The 22,690-nt window shown below is 41.0% G+C and carries 20 protein-coding genes; 12 read left to right on the forward strand and 8 right to left on the reverse strand.

From position 1 onward, the window contains the following. The first annotated feature begins 9 nt into the window (after nucleotides 1-9). Entirely contained in the window at nucleotides 10-507 is a 498-nt protein-coding gene (locus B5D55_RS06240) for a hypothetical protein (RefSeq protein WP_078933145.1), read from the forward strand. Here B5D55_RS06240 and B5D55_RS06245 read toward each other — a convergent pair. The 4 genes from B5D55_RS06245 to B5D55_RS06260 all read right to left on the reverse strand — a co-directional run bounded on the left by B5D55_RS06245 (nucleotide 487) and on the right by B5D55_RS06260 (nucleotide 5,111). Further along, on the reverse strand, nucleotides 487-1,383 hold the full coding sequence (locus tag B5D55_RS06245; RefSeq protein ID WP_078933146.1) for a TatD family hydrolase: 897 nt from the start codon (nucleotides 1,381-1,383) through the stop codon (nucleotides 487-489). The genes B5D55_RS06240 and B5D55_RS06245 overlap by 21 nt on opposite strands. 18 nt (nucleotides 1,384-1,401) lie before the next feature. After that, nucleotides 1,402-3,453: a tRNA uridine-5-carboxymethylaminomethyl modification enzyme MnmG/GidA gene (locus B5D55_RS06250; protein ID WP_078933147.1), complete on the reverse strand. Its 2,052-nt coding sequence runs from the start codon at nucleotides 3,451-3,453 to the stop codon at nucleotides 1,402-1,404. Nucleotides 3,454-3,491: 38 nt separating this feature from the next. Beyond that, nucleotides 3,492-3,944 carry a GNAT family N-acetyltransferase gene (locus B5D55_RS06255; protein ID WP_078933148.1) on the reverse strand — a complete coding sequence of 151 codons (453 nt, stop codon included), beginning with the start codon at nucleotides 3,942-3,944 and terminating at the stop codon, nucleotides 3,492-3,494. Between the two features lie 456 nt (nucleotides 3,945-4,400). Beyond that, nucleotides 4,401-5,111 carry an HU family DNA-binding protein gene (locus B5D55_RS06260; RefSeq protein WP_078933149.1) on the reverse strand — a complete coding sequence of 237 codons (711 nt, stop codon included), beginning with the start codon at nucleotides 5,109-5,111 and terminating at the stop codon, nucleotides 4,401-4,403. A gap of 139 nt (nucleotides 5,112-5,250) precedes the next feature. Between B5D55_RS06260 and B5D55_RS06265 the strand changes: the two genes are divergently transcribed. The 7 genes from B5D55_RS06265 (at nucleotide 5,251) to B5D55_RS06295 (ending at nucleotide 9,431) form a co-directional block, all read left to right on the forward strand. Continuing rightward, nucleotides 5,251-5,475 (forward strand): DUF3791 domain-containing protein, encoded by a 225-nt coding sequence (locus B5D55_RS06265; RefSeq protein WP_078933150.1) that lies wholly within the window; start codon nucleotides 5,251-5,253, stop codon nucleotides 5,473-5,475. A gap of 91 nt (nucleotides 5,476-5,566) precedes the next feature. Next, the gene (locus B5D55_RS12065) at nucleotides 5,567-5,779 is read left to right on the forward strand and encodes a winged helix-turn-helix transcriptional regulator (protein WP_407701169.1); all 213 of its coding nucleotides are present in this window, start codon (nucleotides 5,567-5,569) and stop codon (nucleotides 5,777-5,779) included. A 94-nt stretch (nucleotides 5,780-5,873) separates the two neighbouring features. Then, entirely contained in the window at nucleotides 5,874-6,767 is an 894-nt protein-coding gene (locus B5D55_RS06275) for a DNA adenine methylase (protein WP_078933151.1), read from the forward strand. An 8-nt stretch (nucleotides 6,768-6,775) separates the two neighbouring features. Further along, the gene (locus tag B5D55_RS06280) at nucleotides 6,776-7,636 is read left to right on the forward strand and encodes a type II restriction endonuclease (protein ID WP_078933152.1); all 861 of its coding nucleotides are present in this window, start codon (nucleotides 6,776-6,778) and stop codon (nucleotides 7,634-7,636) included. 8 nt (nucleotides 7,637-7,644) lie between these two features. Further along, on the forward strand, nucleotides 7,645-8,193 hold the full coding sequence (locus B5D55_RS06285) for a hypothetical protein (RefSeq protein ID WP_078933153.1): 549 nt from the start codon (nucleotides 7,645-7,647) through the stop codon (nucleotides 8,191-8,193). A gap of 5 nt (nucleotides 8,194-8,198) precedes the next feature. Next, the gene (locus B5D55_RS06290; protein WP_234975390.1) at nucleotides 8,199-9,089 is read left to right on the forward strand and encodes a DNA-methyltransferase; all 891 of its coding nucleotides are present in this window, start codon (nucleotides 8,199-8,201) and stop codon (nucleotides 9,087-9,089) included. Nucleotides 9,090-9,179: 90 nt separating this feature from the next. After that, nucleotides 9,180-9,431, forward strand: a complete 252-nt coding sequence (locus B5D55_RS06295; protein ID WP_078933154.1) for a restriction endonuclease subunit S domain-containing protein — start codon at nucleotides 9,180-9,182, stop codon at nucleotides 9,429-9,431. A gap of 454 nt (nucleotides 9,432-9,885) precedes the next feature. Here the strand turns inward: B5D55_RS06295 and B5D55_RS06300 are convergent, their stop codons facing one another. Next, complete coding sequence (locus B5D55_RS06300) at nucleotides 9,886-15,363, reverse strand: chitobiase/beta-hexosaminidase C-terminal domain-containing protein (RefSeq protein ID WP_078933155.1); 5,478 nt, start codon at nucleotides 15,361-15,363, stop codon at nucleotides 9,886-9,888. 249 nt (nucleotides 15,364-15,612) lie between these two features. Between B5D55_RS06300 and B5D55_RS06305 the strand changes: the two genes are divergently transcribed. Then, nucleotides 15,613-17,196, forward strand: a complete 1,584-nt coding sequence (locus tag B5D55_RS06305) for a glucose-6-phosphate isomerase (RefSeq protein ID WP_078933156.1) — start codon at nucleotides 15,613-15,615, stop codon at nucleotides 17,194-17,196. Nucleotides 17,197-17,278: 82 nt separating this feature from the next. Here the strand turns inward: B5D55_RS06305 and B5D55_RS06310 are convergent, their stop codons facing one another. The 3 genes from B5D55_RS06310 to B5D55_RS06320 all read right to left on the reverse strand — a co-directional run bounded on the left by B5D55_RS06310 (nucleotide 17,279) and on the right by B5D55_RS06320 (nucleotide 19,628). Continuing rightward, a complete protein-coding gene (locus tag B5D55_RS06310) occupies nucleotides 17,279-17,653 on the reverse strand; it encodes a desulfoferrodoxin family protein (RefSeq protein ID WP_078933157.1) in 375 nt (124 codons plus the stop codon). Nucleotides 17,654-17,672: 19 nt separating this feature from the next. Further along, entirely contained in the window at nucleotides 17,673-18,233 is a 561-nt protein-coding gene (locus B5D55_RS06315; RefSeq protein ID WP_078933158.1) for a flavin reductase family protein, read from the reverse strand. A 99-nt stretch (nucleotides 18,234-18,332) separates the two neighbouring features. After that, nucleotides 18,333-19,628: a deoxyguanosinetriphosphate triphosphohydrolase family protein gene (locus B5D55_RS06320; protein ID WP_078933159.1), complete on the reverse strand. Its 1,296-nt coding sequence runs from the start codon at nucleotides 19,626-19,628 to the stop codon at nucleotides 18,333-18,335. A 45-nt stretch (nucleotides 19,629-19,673) separates the two neighbouring features. On the opposite strand from B5D55_RS06320, the gene B5D55_RS06325 reads away from it, so the two are divergent. The 3 genes from B5D55_RS06325 (at nucleotide 19,674) to B5D55_RS06335 (ending at nucleotide 22,636) form a co-directional block, all read left to right on the forward strand. Then, nucleotides 19,674-21,008: a COG3014 family protein gene (locus tag B5D55_RS06325; RefSeq protein WP_078933160.1), complete on the forward strand. Its 1,335-nt coding sequence runs from the start codon at nucleotides 19,674-19,676 to the stop codon at nucleotides 21,006-21,008. A 42-nt stretch (nucleotides 21,009-21,050) separates the two neighbouring features. After that, complete coding sequence (locus tag B5D55_RS06330) at nucleotides 21,051-21,920, forward strand: deoxyribonuclease IV (RefSeq protein ID WP_078933161.1); 870 nt, start codon at nucleotides 21,051-21,053, stop codon at nucleotides 21,918-21,920. 71 nt (nucleotides 21,921-21,991) lie between these two features. Beyond that, the gene (locus tag B5D55_RS06335; protein ID WP_078933162.1) at nucleotides 21,992-22,636 is read left to right on the forward strand and encodes a CBS and ACT domain-containing protein; all 645 of its coding nucleotides are present in this window, start codon (nucleotides 21,992-21,994) and stop codon (nucleotides 22,634-22,636) included. The last annotated feature ends 54 nt before the right edge of the window (nucleotides 22,637-22,690 follow it).

The raw sequence follows: 22,690 nt of genomic DNA on the forward strand, positions 1-22,690 counted from the left end.
GAATTATCAATGGAAAAAAAACACAACCGGAAGTACCGCCGGTGGAATAATAGTAATCACAATAACAATAGCCGCAGCAATAAAAATGATGCTTCTTTACAGGGAGAATTTGACAAGACTCAGACAAGAAAATTTCATTTTGTTTCCCACGAAAATCTTGAAGCACAGGCAAAAAAGGAAGAGGCTATTCAGGAAATAAAAGCCAGGCAGATAGTCTGCCCGGAATGCGGAGAACTTATAACTGATATAGCAAGTGCAGTTGCCGATAAGTCCACCGGAAAACCTGTTCATTTTGAATGCGTTATGAACCGTCTGAATGAAACTGAAAAAGTCGGACAGAACGAAAAAATCTGCTACATCGGACAGGGCAGGTTCGGAATCCTTTATTTTGAAAACCCGCGCGACCAGCGTCATTTTACCATAAAGAAAATTATCGAATGGGAAGAACGTGATAAAAAAATCGACTGGCGCGATGAGATGAGCGGTTTATACAGTCAGGTTGAATAGCTTTCTTATATTGCAGTCAACAAGACTGCTCAGTTTTTGTGCTGTTATGCTGCGTATTTCTGCAATAAAATTATATGTATTTTCAATAAGAAGCGGCGTATTTGTCTGACCGCGGAACGGTACAGGTGCAAGATACGGCGAGTCTGTTTCGCATAAAAGCCGGTCGTCAGGAATATACGAGATGAGTTCCTTCATCTGCTCGATTTTGCTTTTTTTTGTGTAGGTTACAGAACCTGAAAAACTGATGTACCATCCTAAAGCAAGAAACTTTTTTGCTTTCTCAAGACCGTATGAATAGCAGTGAATTATTCCGTTGTTGTAGCCGACGTTCTTTATGCAGCGGTACGTATCTTCAAATGCGTCCCGGGAATGGATGATTACGGGAAGATTCATTTTGCGTGCAAGGTCAAGCTGCATTTCAAAAAGTTCTTTTTCTCCGTCAAGCATTTTCTGGTCAAAATCGGATTCGCATCTGCCGTCAACGCCTGACGGATTCCAGTGATGGTCAAGCCCGCATTCTCCTATTGCAATGATTTTGCGATGGAGCGTATCAGAGTCTGTTGAAGTTTCTGCCTGAGTAATTTGATTTTGAAGGATTTCAAGGCTTTTTATGCGCGTCTGGATTTCTTCCGGTGCAGGCCAAATTCCGGCAGAAAAATAGGTGAATGCGCGGGCTTTATCTGCAAGAAACGTATTTTTTATCTGCGCAATTGCATTATCTACGCATGCTTCTCGCGAAAGCAGATCATCAGAGTGAGTTCCTATGTCCAGTCCGAAAACACAGCCGCGTTCTGCCATTGCAGAAAGAACAGCTGCACCGTCTATCTCCGGGTTTTCCGTAAAATGCTGAAAATGAAAATGTGTGTCTGAAAACATAACTACAGTATAAAGAATTTATTTCAAATACACCATAAGCAGCATAATGTCGCTGTTTCTTATTCCCGAAATGCGCTCCGCCTGTCCGAGCGTAAGCGGACGCACTTTTTCAAGTTTAAGCCGGGATTCTGCAGAAAGCGAAGGAATTGCGCCGTAATCAAAATCCTGCGGAATACGGACATTTTCCATACGGTGCATTTTTTCAATTCGCTTGTCCTGTTTTTCAATGTAGTATTTGTATTTGCAGTCGATTTTTGCAGTTTCCCATAACTGTTCCGGGTAGCCGGGGTTTTTCTGCCCGGGATTTTTTAAAAGCATGGAAACTATTTCGTCAAGCAAGGCATATTTTTCTTCTATTTTATCAATCTGCTGCTGTGTTTTAAGACCGGCTTTGAGCGCGTATTTTGCAAGGCGCCTGTCGGCAGTGTCGTGGCGCAGTTTAAGACGGTATTCTGCGCGCGCCGTAAACATTCTGTACGGTTCTTTTGTTCCTAGCGTTACAAGGTCATCGATAAGAACGCCGATATACGCTTCGTCCCTGCCAAGCACAATCGGTTCCCATTCCGGAATTTTGGAGAATGCGTTGTAGCCGGCATTTTCCTGCGCCTGTTTTTCAAGACTGTTCAGGGCAGCCGCCGTTTTTTCGCTGATTTCGTAAAATGAATGAAGTTCTGCAGCGTTCATAACTGCTTTTGGGGTAAAAGACCCCGGCTCTGCGGAGGCGATTGCTCCGTGCATTCCGTCCGGAACGGCGCAGAGCGGACCGCAGCATTCGGCGTGGGCGCGTGCGTACAGACCGGCATTTATTCCGGCAACAAGTCCCTGTCCTGCAGCTTCTTCGTAGCCGGACGTTCCGTTTATCTGACCGGCGTTGAACAGTCCTGCAACGCGCTTTGTTTCCAAAGACGGATAGAGCTGTGTCGGTTCAACGTAGTCGTATTCTACAGCGTACCCAGGGCGGCTCTGCACTGCATTTTCAAATCCGCTCATAGTCCTCATAAATGCATCCTGCACGCATTCCGGCAGGGAGGAGGAAAGGCCGTTCAGGTACATTTCGTCAGTTTCAAGTCCTTCTGGTTCAACAAAAATCTGATGGCGTTCGCGTTCTGCAAAGCGCATCACCTTATCTTCGATGGACGGACAGTAGCGCGGACCTATTCCGCTGATTTTTCCGCTGTATAGCGGAGAACGTCCTATATTTTCGCGGATTATCTGGTGCGTTTCTTCGTTTGTATAGACAACATGACAGGGAACAAGCGGACGCTCGACTTTTTCCGTGTCAAAACTGAACGGAATTATGGTGGTGTCGCCGTCGTTAAGTTCAAGTTTTGAAAAGTCTATTGTGCGCTTTAGAATGCGCGGCGGTGTTCCTGTTTTTAATCTGCCGGTAGTAAAACCAAGCCGTTGAAGGCTTGCCGTAAGACCGAATGCAGCCGGTTCTCCTACGCGTCCGCACGGAGCATCGTATTCTCCGATAAATATCCGTCCGCCTAAAAAAGTTCCCGTTGTAAGGACGGCTGCGCGTACTGGAATGACGCGCCCGCGTTCCGTTACAATACCGGTGATTTTCTGCCTCATTTCACCGGCTGTGTTTTGGGTGCCGCGCTTTTCGCCGGGAATAGTTCCGATTTCTGCAGAACTGTCTGAGTCTGGCGGAAGGGGCGTTGTACTTGCAGTGGTAAGGATGTCGGTAACGGTATCCATAAGAGTGTAGAGATTTTCTGTTGTTTCAAGCGTTTTTCGTGCAAGCTGTGAATATGTGATTTTGTCTGCCTGACTGCGAGGTGCTTGAACGGCAGGACCGCGGCTTTTGTTCAGCATTCTGAACTGAATCATTGACTTGTCGATAAGGTGCGCCATTTCGCCACCTAAAGCGTCTATTTCGCGGACGATGTTTCCTTTTGCAATTCCGCCGATAGACGGATTACAGCTCATTCGTCCGATTGCGTCAATGCTCTGCGTAATGACGATTGTTTTTAATCCCGCCCGGGCGCAAGCCAGAGCTGCTTCTATTCCTGCGTGACCTGCACCGACTACAGCCACATCAAAGAAATCATAATATCCTGCCATATTTTTTTAGTATAGCGATTTTAGGAGCATTGCACAATTCAGAACAGTTTTAGTGTCATACATTCATCTGAATCAGAAAAACCCAGGCTTGTATAAAGCGGTCTGCCTGAATCAGTTGCATCAAGGCTGATTTCCGTAATGTGCTTTTTCTTTGCATCGTCTATCAGCATCTGGACGAGGGAACAGGAAATGCCCTGTCTTCTGTAGCCTGCATTTGTATAAACATTCATAAGATGTGCGCGTTTTCCTGTCGGGTGCGAAAATGTAGGCATTACTTCGATATACGAAATGCTTGCGCAGGCTATAATTTTCTTGTTTTCAACAGCAATGCTTGTACTCTGGTTTCCCTGTAAAAAATATTGTCTGCTGTTTTCTGTCAGTTCGTCTGAAAAAGCAAAATCATCAGGAAGTTCGTTTACAATCCTAAGCATCTCAAGCCGTACTTCCATAAGAAGTTCTATATCTTCTTTTACTGCCATTCTGTATTCCATAGTTTTTCCTTTTGCATTGCAGAACTGTTTTATATTATACAGGCTGACAGGTCAAATGAAAATTGCTTTTCGATGCGTTTTTTATGCCTTCTGTATTTGATTCCTTGCAAAAATAAAAATTCATTGTTTTTTATGGCGTTCTATGTTATTATATAATAAAGAATTAGATTCTGTATTTTTGCAAAAATCTGTAAACAGTCTGTTTACAGGCTGTAAATAGACTGTTTACAACACGAAAACAGCCTGTTTACAAGTCGTAAATAGTCTTTTTCATAAATATTTGTTCAAGGTAAAGATAATTTTTGATCAAGATGAAAATAAATTTTGTTCTTGATGAAATATTTTTTTGTCCCCGTATTTTATTCGTGCGGAAGGTTTAATAACTTTGCTGCAGAAGCAGTACTCCGCCGCTTGCGTCGTATAAGAGGGCAATACCTTTAATAACCTTATAAAATCCTATAAAACAGTAATAATTTGTTGTGAAAATGCACTTTCAGTCTGTGTGCGTATTTTTACAGTGTAAGTTCCAGGTTCAAGTTCCGGCGGAATCTGAACTGTAATTGAAACCCTTGTTGCCTTTGTAAAATTAGATGCCTTGTAAGATTTTGTTCCGTCCGTTTCTTTGAAAAATACACCCTGACTATTATCTTCAAAGTCGAATTTTAAAAATCGTCCGCTTATATTTATATAATCACCGGGAATTAAAGGTGTGTCTGAATTTATCATGGCACTTGATATGCTTGTAATTGCAGGACGGCTTAATTTTACAAAACCAAGACGCCTGAACGAAATGTTCCTGAGTTGTTCTGAATATGATTCATTAGGCTCAAAACTAAGCGAAATGTTGTGGTCTTTTTTGGGAGTCCGGGGATCTTTTGGAATTACCGGCTTAAAAGTTTCAGAATTTGTTTCTGCAGTTCCAGATGCCGATGCACGGAATGTACCCATAAATAGTTTGACGGCATCTCCTCGTTCTATAAATCGTTTAAAGACTTGCTCAAAAACTTTGAACATACCGGCAGCATCCGCCTTTGTAAAAGTCGTTCCCGCCTCGGCAATTGCATCAATTATATCTTCCTGAGTAAAAGTCTGAAGGTTTCTGCTTCTGAATACAAACGGCTTTTTTTTATTTTTAAACTTGTTTTCTGATATATACACTTCCAACATATAAATAAATATACAGGAAAAAGGACAGGATGTCTAATTGTGAGGGCGGTCAAGTTATTTTAGTTTTCTCCTCATATCTTTTAGTCTGCATTGAAAATTTAAGGAATCAAAAGTATAATTTCATCATTGGATATTCAATATGACAGAAATACCTGTAAAAGACAAAATTAAATTTGCAGTTTCCCTAATAACTGACTTTGCAAAAAAGCATTCGCTTTCCACAACACAGGCATTTAATTATCTTGACCGCTTTAATGCAATAGATTTTATAAATCAGCATTATAGTGTTGCTCATACGCTTCCTTTTGCAGAAATTCTTGATAACCTTGCTCTTTATTGTAAAAACCACGGGGGAAATTTGTAGTGATTAGGGAATGATGGCAAATAAAAAAGAAGACTCTGTAAAACAGATACACTCATATTCATTATGATGAATATATAAAAAAATCAGATTTATCAGATGGTGGTCAGAAACCACACAGAAAGTTTTTGACCTTATTAAGGCAAATCCACATATCTCAAGAAAACAGCTTTGTGATGAACTGAACATAAACCCAAGCGCCGTTCAAAAGAATATCAAAAAACTCAAAGACCAGAACGCAATCAAACGACAGGGCGGATCAAAAGGCGGACATTGGAAAATCATCAGAACAGAGATAAAGAGATAATTCAAAAAGAAAATGCGGGCGAAGAGAATCCAAATATACTGGCGTGGAAGATTAAATAGTAGAAAATTACAGAAAAATAGAATATAATGCAAATATGAGTTTGGCAAAGCCGTTTATAAAATGGGTTGGTGGGAAAAGTCAATTACTTGAAGAAATTAGAGAAAAATATCCCTCAAAAATAGAAAAATACTGCGAACCTTTTGTAGGTGGCGGTGCGGTGCTTTTTGATGTTTTAAGTAAATTTCAGCCTAAGCAAGTATTAATCAATGACATAAATAAAGAACTTATAAACACTTACTCTCAAATAAAAAATAATTGTGAAAAAATAATTTTTCACTTGTCAGAGTTACAAAATGTTTATAAAAAACATTCGCAGGAAAAAAACAAAGAATTCTTCTATACCAAACGTACTCGTTACAATGAATTAAAAGTAAATTGCAGTGAAACTGAAAATTTGGAAAAAGCGGTTTTATTTATTTTCTTAAATAAAACATGTTTTAATGGACTATATCGCGTTAATTCCAAAGGTTTGTTCAATGTTCCGTTTAACAATGCAAAAAATCCGCTTTTTTGCGATGAAGAAAATTTGCGTGCTTGTTCTGAACTGCTTCAAAATGTAGAAATGAAAGCTTGCGATTATAAGGAATGTAAAAATTTTATTGATGATAAAACTTTTGTCTATATTGACCCGCCGTATCGTCCGCTTACACAAACCGCAGCGTTTATATCTTATTCAGAAAATGGATTTTCAGATAAAGAACAAATTGAACTTGGAAATTTCATTACAGAAATATCCAACAAAGGTGCTATGGTGGTTGCCAGTAATTCAGATCCTAAAAATACAGATAAAAACGATAATTTTTTTGATGACTTATATTCTCAGTTTGAAATAGAAAGAGTTTCTGCATCTAGAATGATAAATTCAAATGCAAAAAAACGTGGTGCGATCAATGAACTTTTAATCAGCAATATCGCAAGTGTATTTTAAGAGGAACAATGAAACGAGATTTTACAAAATGGCTTTCATCATTTAGAGATAGTATTGCGACTTATTCATATTATGTTGATTTTGAAAAAATTTATGATAATGTCGAAAATATAAAAATCGAGTTGAATATTTTAAATTCTCTGATTGGTTCTAAAAACATAAAATCAGATTTTGAAAAAATACTTGAAAAATACCCGGAGACTTTGAAATGCATTCCGATTTTACTTGCAGTCAGAAATTCAGAAATTGCAGTTTCCGATGAAAAAGGTACATTCAATTTTGATTTTGCCTCACAAACACAAAAAATCTCTGACTATGCTGATTTTATGGAAAAATCAGGATTGTTTGATTTGCTTCAAAATCATCTTATTGGAAATCTTATTGATTATGTAACTGGAGTTGAAACCGGACTCGATTCGAACGGTCGCAAAAATCGTGGCGGTCATCTTATGGAAGATTTAGTAGAATCTTTCATAAAAAAAGCTGGTTTTGAGAAAGACAAAAACTACTTCAAAGAAATGTACATTCATGAAATAACAGAAAAATGGAATGTGGATTTGTCTGCAATCTCTAATCAGGGAAAAATGGAAAAACGTTTTGATTATGTCGTGAAAACTGAAAGTCAGATTTATGTAATTGAAACTAACTTTTATGGAAGTGGCGGTTCAAAACTAAATGAAACCGCACGAAGTTACAAAACGCTTGCACAGGAAGTTGAAACAATTGATGGTCTTACTTTTGTTTGGTTTACAGATGGTAATGGCTGGCAAAGTGCAAGGCATAATCTTGAAGAAACTTTTGATGTCATGGAGCATATCTACTGTATTGCAGATATGGAAAATGGTGTGATGAAAAAAATTTTTAAATAGGACTAAAGATGAATAAAAAAGAAATGCCAGATTCAATTACCCTAAACGGTAAGAGATTACCTTTACTAATTCAGTTTCCAGTTAATGACCATTTTCAAATTGGTGTTTATCAAGGTACTTTGTCTGATTTTGATATGATAGTCCGCTATAAACAACTATTAGATGGCAAATGGACTCGAGCAAGAACTCCAAAACACATCCATTGGGCTGTTGATATTTTAATTAAACAGCATGAAAATCCTGAAGCAACAAATCGATTTTTGGATTTTTTATTAAAACATTGGAATTCTGTTACGCCATTGTTATCTGAAGCAGAAAGAAAAAATGCACTTGATACAAAAACTTTATTAGACCAAGTAAATAAAGAAGCCCTTAATTATCCTGAACTTGCTGAAAAAGGTGAATATACTATTAAGTTTCTTATTTTACTTGCAAAACTTCTTATGCTTCAAGAAAAAACAAATTATCCTGATGCTTATATGTTTAAAACTTTACTCGAACAATTAAGAGCTCATAAAGACATATACAAAATTGTTTCTACAGCAACCCATCATTAAGGAGTTTGTTTATTTCTATCTCTGCTTACTATCGTTCACAAAATAAAGACTTTACTCTTGCAAAAGGCGATTGTCTGGAACTGCTGCCGAAGATTAATTTTCAGTTTGACATGATTTTTGCAGATCCGCCTTATTTTCTTTCTAACGGGGGAATTTCTGTTCAAAGCGGTAAGCAGGTTTCTGTAAACAAAGGTGACTGGGATAAATCCCAGGGGTTTGAAAAAGACAATGAGTTTAATTATAAGTGGCTTTCTCTTTGTCGAGAAAAACTAAAGGAAAATGGTACAATTTGGATCTCTGGAACTTATCACAATATTTTCAGTGTTGCACAAATGCTGAACGAACTCGACTTTAGAATTTTAAACTGTATTACTTGGGCAAAGACAAATCCTCCGCCAAATCTTTCCTGCAAGTTTTTTACTCATTCAACGGAATTTATTCTTTGGGCACGGAAAAACAAAAAAGTAACGCATTATTACAATTATGAACTGATGAAAGAAATAAATGGCGGAACGCAAATGCGTGATTTATGGAGTTTGCCTGCCATTGCAAAATGGGAAAAAAGTTGTGGCAAGCACCCGACCCAAAAACCGCTTCCGCTGCTTGCCCGTATAATTTTGGCGAGTACAAAAGAAAATGACTGGATTTTAGACCCGTTTACAGGAAGCAGCACGACAGGAATTGCGGCAAGTTTATTAAACAGAAGATTTTTGGGATTAGACAAGGAAGAAGATTTCTTGAAAATATCAAAAAATCGTCGAGAAGAAATCAATGACATAAAAACAAGGTTTGAGTATCGTGAAAAAATACTAAAATATTCTGATAAGCCTCTTAAAGAAATATTAGAAGTTCATGAAGAAATTCCGTATTATGATATTAATTTACCGTTAAATTAAAAAAAAACGAATAAAAAAATTACCAGACAATTTCTCTTGCAAGTGAAAAAAGTGATGAAACTGGAGAGTATGATTTTATAACTGCTTCAAGTGAATGGAAAATTTATTGCGAGTAACCTTTGTATAATTTTAAAACCAAAAAATGATAAATATAAAGTAAATCTAAAATTTTATAAGTATTATCTTGAAAGTTTGCAAAAGCAGATTCGTTCTGACTTAGCAGACGGAACTTCAAAATTAACAATAAATGCAGATGATTTGATGGATTACTATATAGAATATATTCTTATAGATGAACAAAATAAATTTTATGATGAAAACATAAAAAATATGAGGAGTTAGAAAATCAACTTTATGAATCAAAGTTAAGATTGAAAACAGCAATAACTTCAAAAAATGGTATATATAAAATTATATTATTCAGATTGCCCAATTAGCAACAAAATTTACCTTGATGATATTTCATTTTGGAGAATGCAGTAGAAGAAATTCTTGTTTGACATAATAAGTAAAGTATAATTATGAATATAAAGCTTAAATGGGATTCTGAAAAAGCAGTAATAAATCTAAAGTATTGATGGTTTGTCATTGCTATCGAGAGAGTGATGAAGTAATAAGAATCATTTCAAATCACCGGCAAACAGTCAATACCGCCACCGTAAAGCACTTTTTTTTACAGATGAAATAAAAGAAAAGACAATTGCAATTCAAACAAAACCAGGCTACCCCTCTTAAAACTTTAAGAAGAACAGCCTGATTTATTTATTATATGGAAAGAGTCAAAACTATCTAGGCTTTACGGATTTCCAAAATTTGCTGAATAACTTGTTGTTCCGTTTACATAAGATATGTCAGGAGTTTTGTTGTAAACTTTTCCAGGTGTGTCGCCTGTTGCATCCCAATTAGGTTGAGTTGTTCCCGCCGGGCATCTTACTAAAAGGAATCTGTCACAATCTGAAGGAAGTTCAAGTTTTACTGTTGTGCCTGAACCAGAACACTGAACCCAAGAACCGTTAGAAAGTCCATTTGTCCAAACCCACGCAAAAATTTTTACAGAACCATTCCAAGCCCAGTCATCAACTGTCACCGAAATCTCAACTGTCGTTTCGCCGCCCGATTCGTAAGTGCCGTTAACGCCTTTCTGCCAGATTCTGAAATTCGTTCCGCCGTAAATCGGGTTGTTTCCGGCATAACCAGTGCCGGTTGGGGTGTATGAGCCACCGATAGAAACAATCAGGCTTCCGTTTGTGCCGGTAATTTCTGCTGCATAAACGGAACTTTCTGCTTTCAGCGTTGTCCGTACAGAATCGTATTCAATGCCGATTTCTTTTCTAAGCTGAATAAGGTAATAGATGTGTTCCCTAAGCGTTTTGTTCGTTCCCGAAACTGTGTTTCCTGCAATGTATGATTGCGCTGCACCTAAACCGCTGTATGGATAAGTTGTGTCGCCGTTTCCGCCTTCGCTAAATGTAAAATAATGGCTCCATGAAACGCAAGGAACTCCAGGATGAGTTAATATCAAGGCGTAACCTGCACCGATTTTATCCCGGTTCAATTCCCAGTGTCCCTGGTTAGAGCCTGTGTCGTGGTTGTCAATGAATGTTACTGCATCAGAAGGCTGGCTTATGTAAAGGTTTGATGAATCTGCAAGAAGTGCATAATTTCCGCTTCCTGCTGTAGTTCCCCAGCCGAATACGCTGTTCATTGCACCTTTTAATGCAAAGTCGAACGCACGGGATCTCTGTCCGCTTTCTTCTTCCGTTGAGGTTATCCAGTTTTTAATTTCATTTCCCCAGGCAGAAGGAGAAGAAGCATTATATCCGGCTGTTGGCCAGTATTCGCCTACAGAGAATTGTGCACTTGAGCCGGCATTGTATTTTCCAACATATTTTCCGGCAAAGCCTTTTACATAATCATATCGCCAGCCTACAAATCCGGCAGGTTTTAGAACATCATTCATCCATGCGATGATTCCTTCCTGAACATTGGTGTTCGTGTGGTCAAGGTCGCGGTATGCACTGTATGAAGCACCAGTATCAGCAGCACCAGAAGGCTTTCCAACCATGTGATCTTTATCTCCTGAACTTGCATCAAAACCTTCATCATCTGAACAGATTGCAGGATATTTTACGCCTTTTTCAACGCCCCATGAAGGATTTGTAAAATCGCCCCAGCAAGTTGAACCTGCACGGTGGTTTACAACGATGTCTGCAATTGCTTTTGCAGGCTGAATTGCCTGAATTACTTCTTTAAGTTCGGCTTTTGTTCCGTAATAACTGTTCAAATTGTTAAGTTCTGTTGGTGCATATCCTTCAGAAGAAGCAGAATCGCAGATGCTCGGCGGATTAAACCACACATATTCAAATGTATCTTTAATTGCAGAGGCATTGTTTTTCATTATGCCGTACCATTTGCCCCAGTAAGGGCTTGGATTTTCTTTATTCCAGCTTGTTCCGCGAGGTGCAGAGTTCCATGTAAATCCCTGAAGCATTACACCGCTTTTTGAAGATTCTGAAACCTGTCCTTTTACATAGAATGTTTTTGAAGCAACAGAAGATGTTTTATATCCGTCTAAAACAGCAACTGCCTTTACAGATGTTTTTTCTGTAACAATAAATGCACCTGTGTACAGTTTTCCGTTTTCTTCTGACGGAACTGAGTCGTCTACAGTGTAATAGATTTTTGCACCATCTGTATCACAAGTAATTGTAATCTGAGTGCTTGTATCAAATGGAGAAGTTCCGCTTATTACAGGAGTTGAGCATGATGGAGTATCTGTAACTTGTTTTAAAATTGTTACTGTGTATGCACCTACACCGTAAGTGTCAGAAGAATCCCGCCTGTATGAAGTATCCGTTTCTTCCCAATAGTTCAGGTATTCTTCTGCCCAGCTTCCGGTGTCTACAATGCGAGTCCATTCTTTTCCGCTTGAAGGAGCAGGAATTGTAAATGTTACAGAATCGCCTGTCATATTAATCATCATGTAATATGTTCCGCCTGAAACTTTACCTGAACCGTTTATCATTAAAGCTTTCGTGCATCCTTCGTCGGCCCAGCCTTTTACTCCGGCGGTTGAATACCATTCGATTGGAGATGCAGCTCCTGTAACCTGCCGCAGGCTTTCATTGTTCAGCCTTTCGTTCATTACAAAGCGGGCAAAGTCAAAGTTTCCGTTTTTGCCTTCCGTGTTTGCAAATTTTCCGAATTTATCGGTGTAAGTTCCACATTCAGCGTTTCCGTTTGAACCAGTGCTTACCGTGTGCGGAGAATCTGTTGCAATCATAGAATAATTGTTCCATGTTGCAACGCTGTCTATGTTATACGGATTGTTGTTTCCGTTCTGCGTTCGTCCGAATTCGTCGCCGTAGACAATCATCGGGATTCCTGCACTGAACATCTGCATTGCAAAATAATTTCGTGCACGCTGTCTGTTTGAGGCGGCATCTGTTCCTGTTCCAAGATTATTTGTATCGCCGTTTCCGCCGTCGCTAGGACCGAATGGCCATGTTAATTTTCCGTTTAAAGCGTTTCCTGCTCCTTGATAAGAACACAAGTCTGCAAGGGTAAAACCGTCGTGAGCAACTACAAAGTTTACCGAAGGTTCATTTTCGCCAAAATAGGTAAGCGTTCCGTAAAGTCCGTCTGTGTATGAAATTGAAGACTGGGCTGCACCGTTTCCTACAAAGCCCCGGATATTGTCGCGGTAGTAGCCGTTCCAGCCTGCCCAACCGTCAGGGAAATTTCCTACTTGATAAGAACCGTTTCCACAGTCCCAGCTTTCTGCAATCATTTCTACATTTTTTGCTTTTCCGAGTTCTGCAATTTTTACTGTTGTTTCTGCATTAAGATTGTAATCCCAGCTGGAACTAGAAGAACTGTATTCGCGTCCAAGAACAGTTGCAAGGTCAAATCGGAATCCGTCAACGCCCATTTCGTCAATCCAGTATTCAAGGGAATCAAGAATAAAGTTCCTTACATAAGGATTGTCGCACTGAAGGTTGTTTCCGCATCCTGTAGTTTCCCAATATGCTGATTTGTCGGAAGGAACAAGTGAATAGTAAGTGCTGTTATCAATTCCTCTCATGCTTACGACTGTAACCTGCTGGTTGTTGTCTGTTTTTCCGTTCCAAGGTCCTCCTTCGCCTGAATGGTTGTATACAACATCAAGGTAGACTTCCATTCCTGCATCGTGGAAAGCCTTTACCATTTCTTTAAATTCTTTTGTAGGACCACCGGCAGTTTTATCATAAGAATAGCGTCTGTCCGGGGCAAAATAATCGAATGTCATATAGCCCCAGAAGTTTCCTCCAGGACCGTCATCCGGGTTTGCATCGTTATCAGTTTCGTGAACAGGAAGAAGTTCTATAGTATTTATTCCAAGTGCTTTCAAATACGGAACAAGATATGAAGCACCTTTGTAAGTTCCACGATATTCGGCAGGAATGTCCTGAACATCTGCAAACTGGCTGTAAGTGCTTAAAATTGAAGAAAGGCTTGTACTTGAAGAATGGTTTGTAATTCCGCGTACATGAGCTTCATAGATTATTGCATCTTTCTGAGGAATTTCAGGTTTTGTTCCGTAGCTTGTGCTGTCGGTGATGATGTAGCCTTTCGGGGCGATTTTTCCTGAATCGTAGTTTCTGTAATTTTCGCCTGTAGAAAGTGCATTGTACGGTTTTTCTGTGCTTGGTGAATGTAAAAGGGCATCTTTATTGCTAGGGTCATGCGTAATTTCTTTTGCGTACGGGTCAAATACGACTTTGTTCGGGTTGAAGCGGTTTCCGTTTGAGTCGCAGTCAGAAATAAATCCTTCGCTGCTTCCACCCCTTTTCCAGTCGCTTGAATATGTCCAGTTCGGTCCCCAAAGGCGGAATGCGTAAATTGCTCCTGTTAAATCGCCTGAAATTTTTGCACGCCATACATCGTTTGAATCTTTTACAAGCCAGTAGTCATACTTAGCATCTTCTCCGTAAGCAGAACCGTATATTTCAAGAAGAACTTTTTCTGCGTTCTTGGAATAAAGTGCAAATGTCGTCGTGTTTCCGTCAGTTACGGCACCGTAATCCCATGTTCCAGAATCCCATGAAGCCTCTTCAACAGGACTGTAGTTTCCAGAAGCCGGATGCATAAAGCCAAGTTCCGTTGCTCTGAATTCGTATGAAACTACGTCAGAGTCAAAGAAGCCTGTCTGTACGGCAAATGCTTTTATCGTCATTCCTGCACTTACTTCAATTCCAGAATCCGTGTACTTATTGCTTTCTGTCGTAGGCGTACTTCCGTCTGTGGTATAGTAGATTATTGCATCCGCCGGCGTTTCTCCGTCGAGAGTACGGCAGGCAAGGTAGAATGTCTTTGTGCTTCCTTGAGGAACGAAAAGGCTTGTAACGGCATTTCCGTTTGAGTTTTCAAGGCGCGGAGCAGGAACGGAAAGCTTTATTTCTCCGAGTTCCGTGGTTTTTGCTTCTTCAATGGAAATTGCTTTCTGGAATAGGATAGTGCCGTTTTTTATGATGTAGAAAGTCCATTTTCCGGGCGCAATGCCGGAGATTGTATTTTCGCCGGATGATGAAAGCGTTATTTTTGAAGAAACAGTATCATTTACGTGCGCAGTTATTGCGCTGTCTGAAATTCCGGTAGAAAACGTTACCGTTCCGCCTTCAAGAATGTAGGCAGACTGACTTTTTACAGTTCCGTTTTTTATGTCTTCGGCAAGAAGTGCTGTATTTGTAAGTGATGCGTGCGTGCCTTCAGGAAGATATGAAGCGACGGTTTCTTTTGAAAGGGAATAAACGTCATATTCCGCTGTTTTTATAAGTTCGTAGAATACGTTTCCGCAGGCAGTTGAGCTCCAGTTTACGGAAACAGAATTTTCATTTCCGGCAGAAATGTCTGTAACGGCACGGATAACAACTCCGTCCATATCAGAAAGGACATTGCTGATTGTCTTTTTTGCCTGTACCGTTACGACGCGGTTTTTCCCTACAGGTATGTTTTCTATCGTTACGCTTCCGCTTCCGTTGGTCAGGTCTACTTCATCACGTATGATGTCATTCATTCCGTAACCGCTTACGGTAACGGTTACTTTTTCAATTTCAGCAGTATCAAGATACCGCGCGCCGTTTTCTTCGCTTTCCTGCGTGCGTATCGTAAGTGAACCGTATGCACTTTCTTCCTGCTCCGGTTTGTGCGGCTCTGAAATGTCGCTTGAGCAGGAAACAGAAATTGAAATTAACAGGACTGCAAATACAGAAAAAAGAAAGGACTTTGCTTTCATTATTTTGAACCTCCGCGTCTTAGGGGTAAAATTATGTCTTTTATTTTTTTGCCAGGGAATAAAACTGATAAATCAGACTTGGAAGTCATATAACAAGTTGTTTTACTGTAAAAATTATAAGGGCAAACTGTATGTTTGTAAAATTTTTTTGCACCTACTACCCATTTTTCATAGAATTTACTATTATATACACCTGTACATTGAATACGGATTTTTCAGTATCCAGAAAAAACGATAACGAGGCTTTAAATGATTACTTGGGCAAATCCAGACACACTGTCATCCTGGAAAAAGTTGTTGTCCCTCAAGGGAATGGTTTCTGTTGCAGAGGAACTTTCTTCTGCTGATGCGGCAAAAAGAATAAAGGACTATTCTGTTCCGATGGCAGAAGGTCTTACGTACAATTATGCTGCAAAACAGGTGAATGAGCAGATTTTGAAGACTCTTTCTGAACTTGCAGAAGAATCTCAGCTCCTTGAAAAATTTGAAGCGTTGTATAACGGTGAAGTCGTAAACACAGGTGAAAAGCGTATGGTTCTTCACCAGCTTACACGCGGTCAGCTTGGAAAAGACGTTGTTGCTGACGGCGTAAACAAGCGCGAGTTTTATTTGAACGAGCAGAAAAAAATCGCCGATTTTGCAGATAAAGTGCACAGCGGAAAACTTGTAAACGAAAAAGGTGAAAAATATACACAGGTCTGCCAGATTGGTATCGGCGGTTCTGACCTTGGCCCGCGCGCAATGTACCTTGCGCTTGAAAACTGGGCAAAGGCAAACGGCACTTTCAAAATGGAAGCGCATTTTATTTCCAACGTTGACCCGGACGATGGTGCTGCAGTAGTTGCATCCCTTGACCTTGCTCATACGATTTTCATTCTTGTTTCAAAATCAGGAACTACTCTTGAAACTCTTACAAACGAATCTTTCGTAAAGGATTTCATCAAAAAAGCAGGACTTGATGTTTCCAAGCATATGATTGCCGTTACTTCAGAAACAAGTCCTCTTGCACACAACCCGGACTATATGCAGGCATTCTATATGGACGACTATATCGGCGGACGTTATTCTTCCTGCTCCGGTGTAGGCGGTGCAGTTCTTTCGCTTGCGTTCGGCCCTAAAGTATTTGCAGACTTCCTTGACGGTGCTGCAGCAGAAGACAAGACTGCGCTTAACAAAGATATCCGCAAAAATCCTGCTCTGCTTGACGCTCTTATCGGAATTTACGAGCGCAACGTACAGGAATATCCTGCAACTGCAATTCTTCCGTACTCACAGGCATTGAGCCGTTTCCCTGCACATCTTCAGCAGCTTGATATGGAATCAAACGGAAAATCAGTTAACCGCGCCGGCGAAAAAATTGACTATGTAACAGGACCTGTAATTTTCGGCGAACCGGGAACGAACGGACAGCATTCCTTCTATCAGCTGCTTCATCAGGGAACGGACGTTGTTCCTCTTCAGTTTATTGCGTTCCAGCAGAACCAGACAGGAAAAGACGTTGTAATTGAAGATTCTACAAGCCAGACAAAACTTTGTGCAAACGTAGTTGCGCAGATTGTTGCATTTGCGTGCGGAAAAAAAGATGCTGACCCGAACAAGAGCTTTGCCGGAAACCGTCCGTCAAGCTTGATTTACGGAAAGCAGCTTACTCCGAAAACTCTTGGTGCATTGCTTGCGCATTTTGAAAATAAAGTAATGTTCCAGGGATTTGTATGGAACATCAACAGTTTTGATCAGGAAGGCGTACAGCTTGGAAAGAAACTTGCAAAAGCCGTTCTTTCAAACAATATGGAGCCGGCGCTCAAAGAATACGCTTCGCTGCTTATAAAATAGCCTGAAAATAACTCAGATGAACAAAAAAAGGTTTACGGCAATGCCGTAAACCTTTTTTCGTCTTAAAAAACTTCTTGAAAAACTACGCTTTCCACAGTCCGTGAAGGTTGCAGTATTCGTATACTGCTTCAACCTTTTCACCGTCTGCAAGCGCAAATACCGCTTTTGGTTCTTCGCCAGGATTCAGGTATTTCAGCTGAAAACCTTTGTTTGTCTGAAGGCATATCCAGTTGATTGAATGTTCCGGCAACATAGGGTGAAGGACAGAACCGACCGTTACAGAAACGGATGAACCGTTTACTTCGTATACAGGAAGGTGTTTTTCAACGGCAGCGTCTGTTGTTCCTGGTACAAGTTCCTGCATGTTTTCGCCGCAGCATACTACAGGTACGCTGCTGTCCTTGATTTTTACGATAATGTTTCCGCAGTGATTGCAGCGAAAAAATTTCAATTCCATACTGATTCCTCCGTATAAATTATTTAATTTTTTGTCCGTCGCTGAATGCTTTTCCTGCAACGGCACCAAGTGCAAGATAGTTGTGGTTTGCGCTGTCGTAGGTAATCGGATTGAGCTTCTGAACGTTGATTTTACCGTCTTCCGTAAGTATAGAGTCGTCTGCGCTTATGTTTACTATTTCACCGAACAGGTGACCTGATTTTTCGTCATAACTTGTAAGCCTGCATTCAAGTGCGAACGGCAGTTCTTCAATAAGCGGAGCGTCAACGTTTTCTGACTTTACCGTATGAAATCCTGCTTTTTTAAGTTTTTCAGGCTCTTTGTTGCCGGAAACAAGTCCTACATAATCACATTCTGCCGTATATCCGGCTGTTGCAACGCTTACTGTAAATGCTTTTTTAAGGAGTATATTTTTTACTGTCTTATGCTCAGGGCTAAGGCACAGGAATATCTGTTTTGTATCGCCGATTCCGCCCCAGGCAGCATTCATTGCATCTGGATTTCCGTCTGCATCGTATGAACCGATTATAAGTACCGGCATAGGATACAGCCATTCTTTTGCGCCAAGATTTTTTCTCATAATTCTTCCTTTTGTTCCGACTGTCTTACAGTCAATGCTACTGACGGAAGTCAGGAAAGTCAACAGTTTTTTTTTCAGTAAGCTACATTCAGTGTTTTCCTAGAAAGATATGATTTCTTCGTATACCTGAATGGCAAAAACGTCCGTCATTCCTGAAATGAATTCTATTACGCATTTTGAGTAGGAGTCCCTGTCTGCAAGGTTGAATACCTGCTCCGTGTTGAAGCGCATTGTCTGGTAGCGGCGGATTGCGGCGGAAATGTCAGGAATTCCGCTTGTGTTTGTACTGTCCGGCAGATAGCGTGCGTATTTTATGAGCCATTCTTCAAACGTTTTTCCAAGGACAGGATAATATTTGAGTGCCTGCGAAATCCGTCCGTGACGCGCGTATTCGTAAGTCCGCATAAGCGTACGGTAGATTGTTGCTATTATATTTGACGCGTAGTTTGCAAATTCCTTAAGGCGCCAGTGGTTGTAGATATGCGCAAAGTTGAATTTTTTAAGTTCAAGGATAAAGCGGAAATATTCGCTGCTGAAACACAGTCCTTTTTCCGGGGAACTTTGCTCGCAGAAGTCAACGATAAGGTCGTTTATAAGAACCGTTGTGTTCACTGCCTTTCCGCTTCTGAACGCGTGCGATTCCTTTCCGTTAAGCGTTGTTGCAACGATTTCGCGGATATGACGGTAGGCGCTCATATCAAGGATATGGTACTGGCGCGCGTCCTCAATGTCGCGTCCCAGGTATGCAATTTTATCTGCAACTTTTACTACGCAGCCTTCCCAAGTGTACGGCTGGATTATTCCGGGGCGCTTTATTGAATACAGGTCGATGGCTTCATCGCGCGGTTTAATTCCCTGCTGGTCAATTTCTCCGCAATGGCAGATAAGTCCGTCGCGCACGGCATACGTAAGGTTCAGCGGCTGTTCTACTGCGTCCGGGTCAGGGAGAGTTTCTATATAGTCTGCAAAAAAAAGGCTGTTCCGTTCGTGCCAGAATTTTTTAGGCGCGTTCAGACCGTCTTTCTGTTCGGTAAGTGCGTTCAGGCAGTCTTCTCCGTGATGTCCGAACGGCGCGTGTCCTATGTCGTGACCTAGCGCGATTGCTTCTGCCAGCTGTTCGTTCAGGCCAAGGTATTTTGATATTGTTTTTGCAACGGATGCAACGTGCATTACATGTTCCATACGCGTACATACGTGGTCATTGTGCGGTGCGTAGAACACCTGCGTTTTGTGCTTAAGCCGGCGGTACGCCTGGCAGTGAAGTATGCGCGTATAGTCACGCTCAAATTCGGAGCGTATTTCGTTTCGTGAATAAATTGGTGTCTGCCGTCTGACTGCGTTTTCCCATTTAGGACTGTTTTCGTCACAGCGGACGTCTTTAAAAGAATCTTTCATGTTTTTTAGTATATCAGAAATTAAAAAATATGGTATGATGTTTCTATGCGTTCATTAAAAAAACAAGCTTTCTGTGTAATTGGTGCAGGTTCAGTTCTTTTTTTATCCTGCGTAACAATGTCCGACTATAATTTCAATAATATAGATAAATCTATAAAAAACGGAATGTATGATGCCGTTTACGAAGAGTTATGCAATCCGCAGGGAGTTTTGTATACTTCAAGTGACCTTGTTCTTGAAAATCTTGATAAGGGATTGATTTCCCATTATGCCGGAGAATACGAACGTTCAAACGGCGAACTTTCAGAGGCAGAAACGCTTATCCGTTCGTACTATTCAAAAAGCATTACGCAGGCAGCCGCTTCTATGCTTGTAAACGATACTGTAATTGACTATGCCGGAGACCCTTTTGAGGACGTCTACACCAATATTTTTATGGCACTCAATTATCTTCAGCTGGGGAAGTTTGACGATGCTTTTGTAGAAATCCGCCGCTTTGACATAAAATTAAAGGAAATCCAGCAGAAATATCAGGCGCAGCTTGAAAAGCAGAAAAAGGAACTTAAGGATAATGCCGTTTCAGTTCCGTCCGGCGAGGTAAAATTCCATAATTCTGCGCTTGCCCGTTACCTTAGCCTTTTGATTTACCGCACAGAAGGCGATTATGATTCTGCGCGCGTAGACTACAATATGATGCACGATGCGTTCAGGCTTCAGCCGTCACTGTATGATTTTCCGTTCCCTGAATCCGTAAAGGAAGAACTGACTTTTGTTCCGGACGGATTCGGGCGGCTAAATATACTTGCGTTTTCAGGACTTTCGCCTGTAAAGGTAGAAGAGTCCATTCCGCTTTATGCGTACGACGGTTTTTACCGCATTGCGCTTCCTGTTATGGAAAAACGCAAGTCTTCCTTTGCCGCCGCCTCTGTAACTGCCGTAAATGTAGAAACCGGCGAAGTTTATTCTGCACATACGCAGAAAATAGAAAGCATTGAAGACATTGCGGTAGATACGTATGCGCAGAAATACGCCGCAATCGTGGGAAAAACAGTTGCCCGTATGGTGTCTAAGCTTGTTGCAACGGCGGCTCTTGATACGGTTGCAGAAGAGGCAGACGATTCTGCCGTTTCCATGATTTTTTCAATTCTTGGTGCGGCATCAAAAATCAATATGTTCGTTTCGGAAAGGGCAGACGTGCGGACGTGCCGGTATTTTCCTGCGTCGGCGTATGCGGCAGGAATTACGCTTCCGGAAGGCAGATACGATATAACCGTAGTTTTCAAAACCAGTTCCGGCGGAAAGGTTGAAACGCTTGAATATAACGGCGTTTCCGTGTCAAAATCTGGCTTGAACCTTGTAGAGTCGTACTGCTTTAAATAGATAAGTACAATAGTAGAATATATAGTAGAAAAAGAGGTTTTTATGCTTCATATCGGGTATCACGAGTCATCAAGCGGCGGATATGCCGCTATGGGAAAAGAGGCTGTAAGCGTACAGGCAGATACGTTTGCGTTTTTTACAAGAAATCCGCGCGGCGGTCAGGCAAAGGAAATTGACGCTGACGACGTTGCAGAATTCCGCGCGTTTGCTGCTGAACATTCATTTGCGCCGCTGGTTGCGCACGCGCCTTATACTATGAATCCATGTTCTGCAGATCCGGGGCTTCGGGAGTTCGCTAAAAATCTTATGATAGACGACCTTCATCGTATGAGCTTTACGCCGGGAAATCTGTATAATTTTCACCCTGGAAGTCACGTTCAGCAGGGTGCGGATGTCGGAATAGATTTTACTTCTACAATGCTTTCGGAAGTCATTGCGCAGTGCAAGAAAGACGGCGTTCTTCCGGGAACGGTAATCCTTATAGAAACGATGGCAGGAAAAGGCTCTGAAGTCGGGCGGACATTTCAGGAAATCCGCACGATAATCGACAGGACGGAAGAAAAAGCCGGCGAATCGTTGAAAGATGTTCTTGGAGTCTGTATGGACAGCTGCCACATCTGGGACGGCGGCTACGATATTGTAAATGACCTTGACGGCGTTATTACCGAGTTCGACAAGGTTGTGGGACTTGACCGCCTTAAGGCATTCCACCTTAACGACAGTATGAATCCGTGCGGGGCGCATAAAGACCGCCACCAGAAAATCGGTCTTGGCTGCATTGGATTTGAAGCTCTTGCTCGGATAATAAATCACCCTGCACTTAAAAATCTTCCCTTTATTCTGGAAACTCCAAACGACCATAACGGCTATGCGGACGAAATCAAACGCCTTCGTGATGCATATAAAGAGTAGATTTTCTGCGCATTTTTTCCAAACCGTGATATAATTTTATCAGAATATTTCTGTGTACGTGGAGGTGCCCTATGATTATAAGAAACGTGATGACGAGAAACCCGTATATTATATCTCCTGAAAGTTCAGTTACCGAAGCAAAGGCTTTGATGTCAAAAAAGAATATCAGCAAGCTTCCTGTTGTTGACAAGTCTAACAGGCTTGTCGGAATAATAACTAAAAATGACCTTGCAAAAGCCGGTCCGTCCGACGCAACAACTCTTGATATGTTTGAAATAGGCTACCTGCTTTCAAAACTTACCGTGTCAAAAGTGATGGTAAAAGATGTTGTTACCGTTTCTGAAAACGAAGTTGTAGAAGAAGCGGCGCGCATTATGGTTGACCGGCAGATAGGCTGCATTCCTGTTGTGGAAAACGACGTTCTTGTAGGAATTGTTACGGAAAGCGACCTGTTCCACCTGTTCACCGATATGTTCTGCGCAGGGCAGAAAGGCGTACGCGCCGCACTTGTTCTTGACGACAAGCCGGGACAGTTCCTGCACATTACGGAAGAAATTGCGCGCCTGAACGGAAACATCGTTTCCCTTGTAACGCAGGAACTTGAAGACAAGACAAAGCGACTTATTACCGTAAAGGCAACAGGAATAACGATTGAGCAGTTTAAGGAAATCCTTTCCAAAATCCAGCTTACGGCAGATGACATACGCATAGCGTAAAATTCCGTGCTGACATTGCTTTATAATATTACGTTATAGTAGTTGAAAAAAAAA

It is taken from the genome of Treponema porcinum (assembly GCF_900167145.1).
In the GTDB taxonomy this organism is placed as follows: Bacteria; Spirochaetota; Spirochaetia; order Treponematales; family Treponemataceae; genus Treponema_D; species Treponema_D porcinum.

Excerpts from the sequence above, each read along its gene's own strand:
- B5D55_RS06240 (WP_078933145.1), top strand. The coding sequence starts at position 10 with ATGGAAAAAAAACACAACCGGAAGTACCGCCGGTGGAATAATAGTAAT.
- B5D55_RS06245 (WP_078933146.1), bottom strand. The coding sequence starts at position 1,383 with ATGTTTTCAGACACACATTTTCATTTTCAGCATTTTACGGAAAACCCG.
- B5D55_RS06250 (WP_078933147.1), bottom strand. The coding sequence starts at position 3,453 with ATGGCAGGATATTATGATTTCTTTGATGTGGCTGTAGTCGGTGCAGGT.
- B5D55_RS06255 (WP_078933148.1), bottom strand. The coding sequence starts at position 3,944 with ATGGAATACAGAATGGCAGTAAAAGAAGATATAGAACTTCTTATGGAA.
- B5D55_RS06260 (WP_078933149.1), bottom strand. The coding sequence starts at position 5,111 with ATGTTGGAAGTGTATATATCAGAAAACAAGTTTAAAAATAAAAAAAAG.
- B5D55_RS06265 (WP_078933150.1), top strand. The coding sequence starts at position 5,251 with ATGACAGAAATACCTGTAAAAGACAAAATTAAATTTGCAGTTTCCCTA.
- B5D55_RS06275 (WP_078933151.1), top strand. The coding sequence starts at position 5,874 with ATGAGTTTGGCAAAGCCGTTTATAAAATGGGTTGGTGGGAAAAGTCAA.
- B5D55_RS06280 (WP_078933152.1), top strand. The coding sequence starts at position 6,776 with ATGAAACGAGATTTTACAAAATGGCTTTCATCATTTAGAGATAGTATT.
- B5D55_RS06285 (WP_078933153.1), top strand. The coding sequence starts at position 7,645 with ATGAATAAAAAAGAAATGCCAGATTCAATTACCCTAAACGGTAAGAGA.
- B5D55_RS06300 (WP_078933155.1), bottom strand. The coding sequence starts at position 15,363 with ATGAAAGCAAAGTCCTTTCTTTTTTCTGTATTTGCAGTCCTGTTAATT.
- B5D55_RS06305 (WP_078933156.1), top strand. The coding sequence starts at position 15,613 with ATGATTACTTGGGCAAATCCAGACACACTGTCATCCTGGAAAAAGTTG.
- B5D55_RS06310 (WP_078933157.1), bottom strand. The coding sequence starts at position 17,653 with ATGGAATTGAAATTTTTTCGCTGCAATCACTGCGGAAACATTATCGTA.
- B5D55_RS06315 (WP_078933158.1), bottom strand. The coding sequence starts at position 18,233 with ATGAGAAAAAATCTTGGCGCAAAAGAATGGCTGTATCCTATGCCGGTA.
- B5D55_RS06320 (WP_078933159.1), bottom strand. The coding sequence starts at position 19,628 with ATGAAAGATTCTTTTAAAGACGTCCGCTGTGACGAAAACAGTCCTAAA.
- B5D55_RS06325 (WP_078933160.1), top strand. The coding sequence starts at position 19,674 with ATGCGTTCATTAAAAAAACAAGCTTTCTGTGTAATTGGTGCAGGTTCA.
- B5D55_RS06330 (WP_078933161.1), top strand. The coding sequence starts at position 21,051 with ATGCTTCATATCGGGTATCACGAGTCATCAAGCGGCGGATATGCCGCT.
- B5D55_RS06335 (WP_078933162.1), top strand. The coding sequence starts at position 21,992 with ATGATTATAAGAAACGTGATGACGAGAAACCCGTATATTATATCTCCT.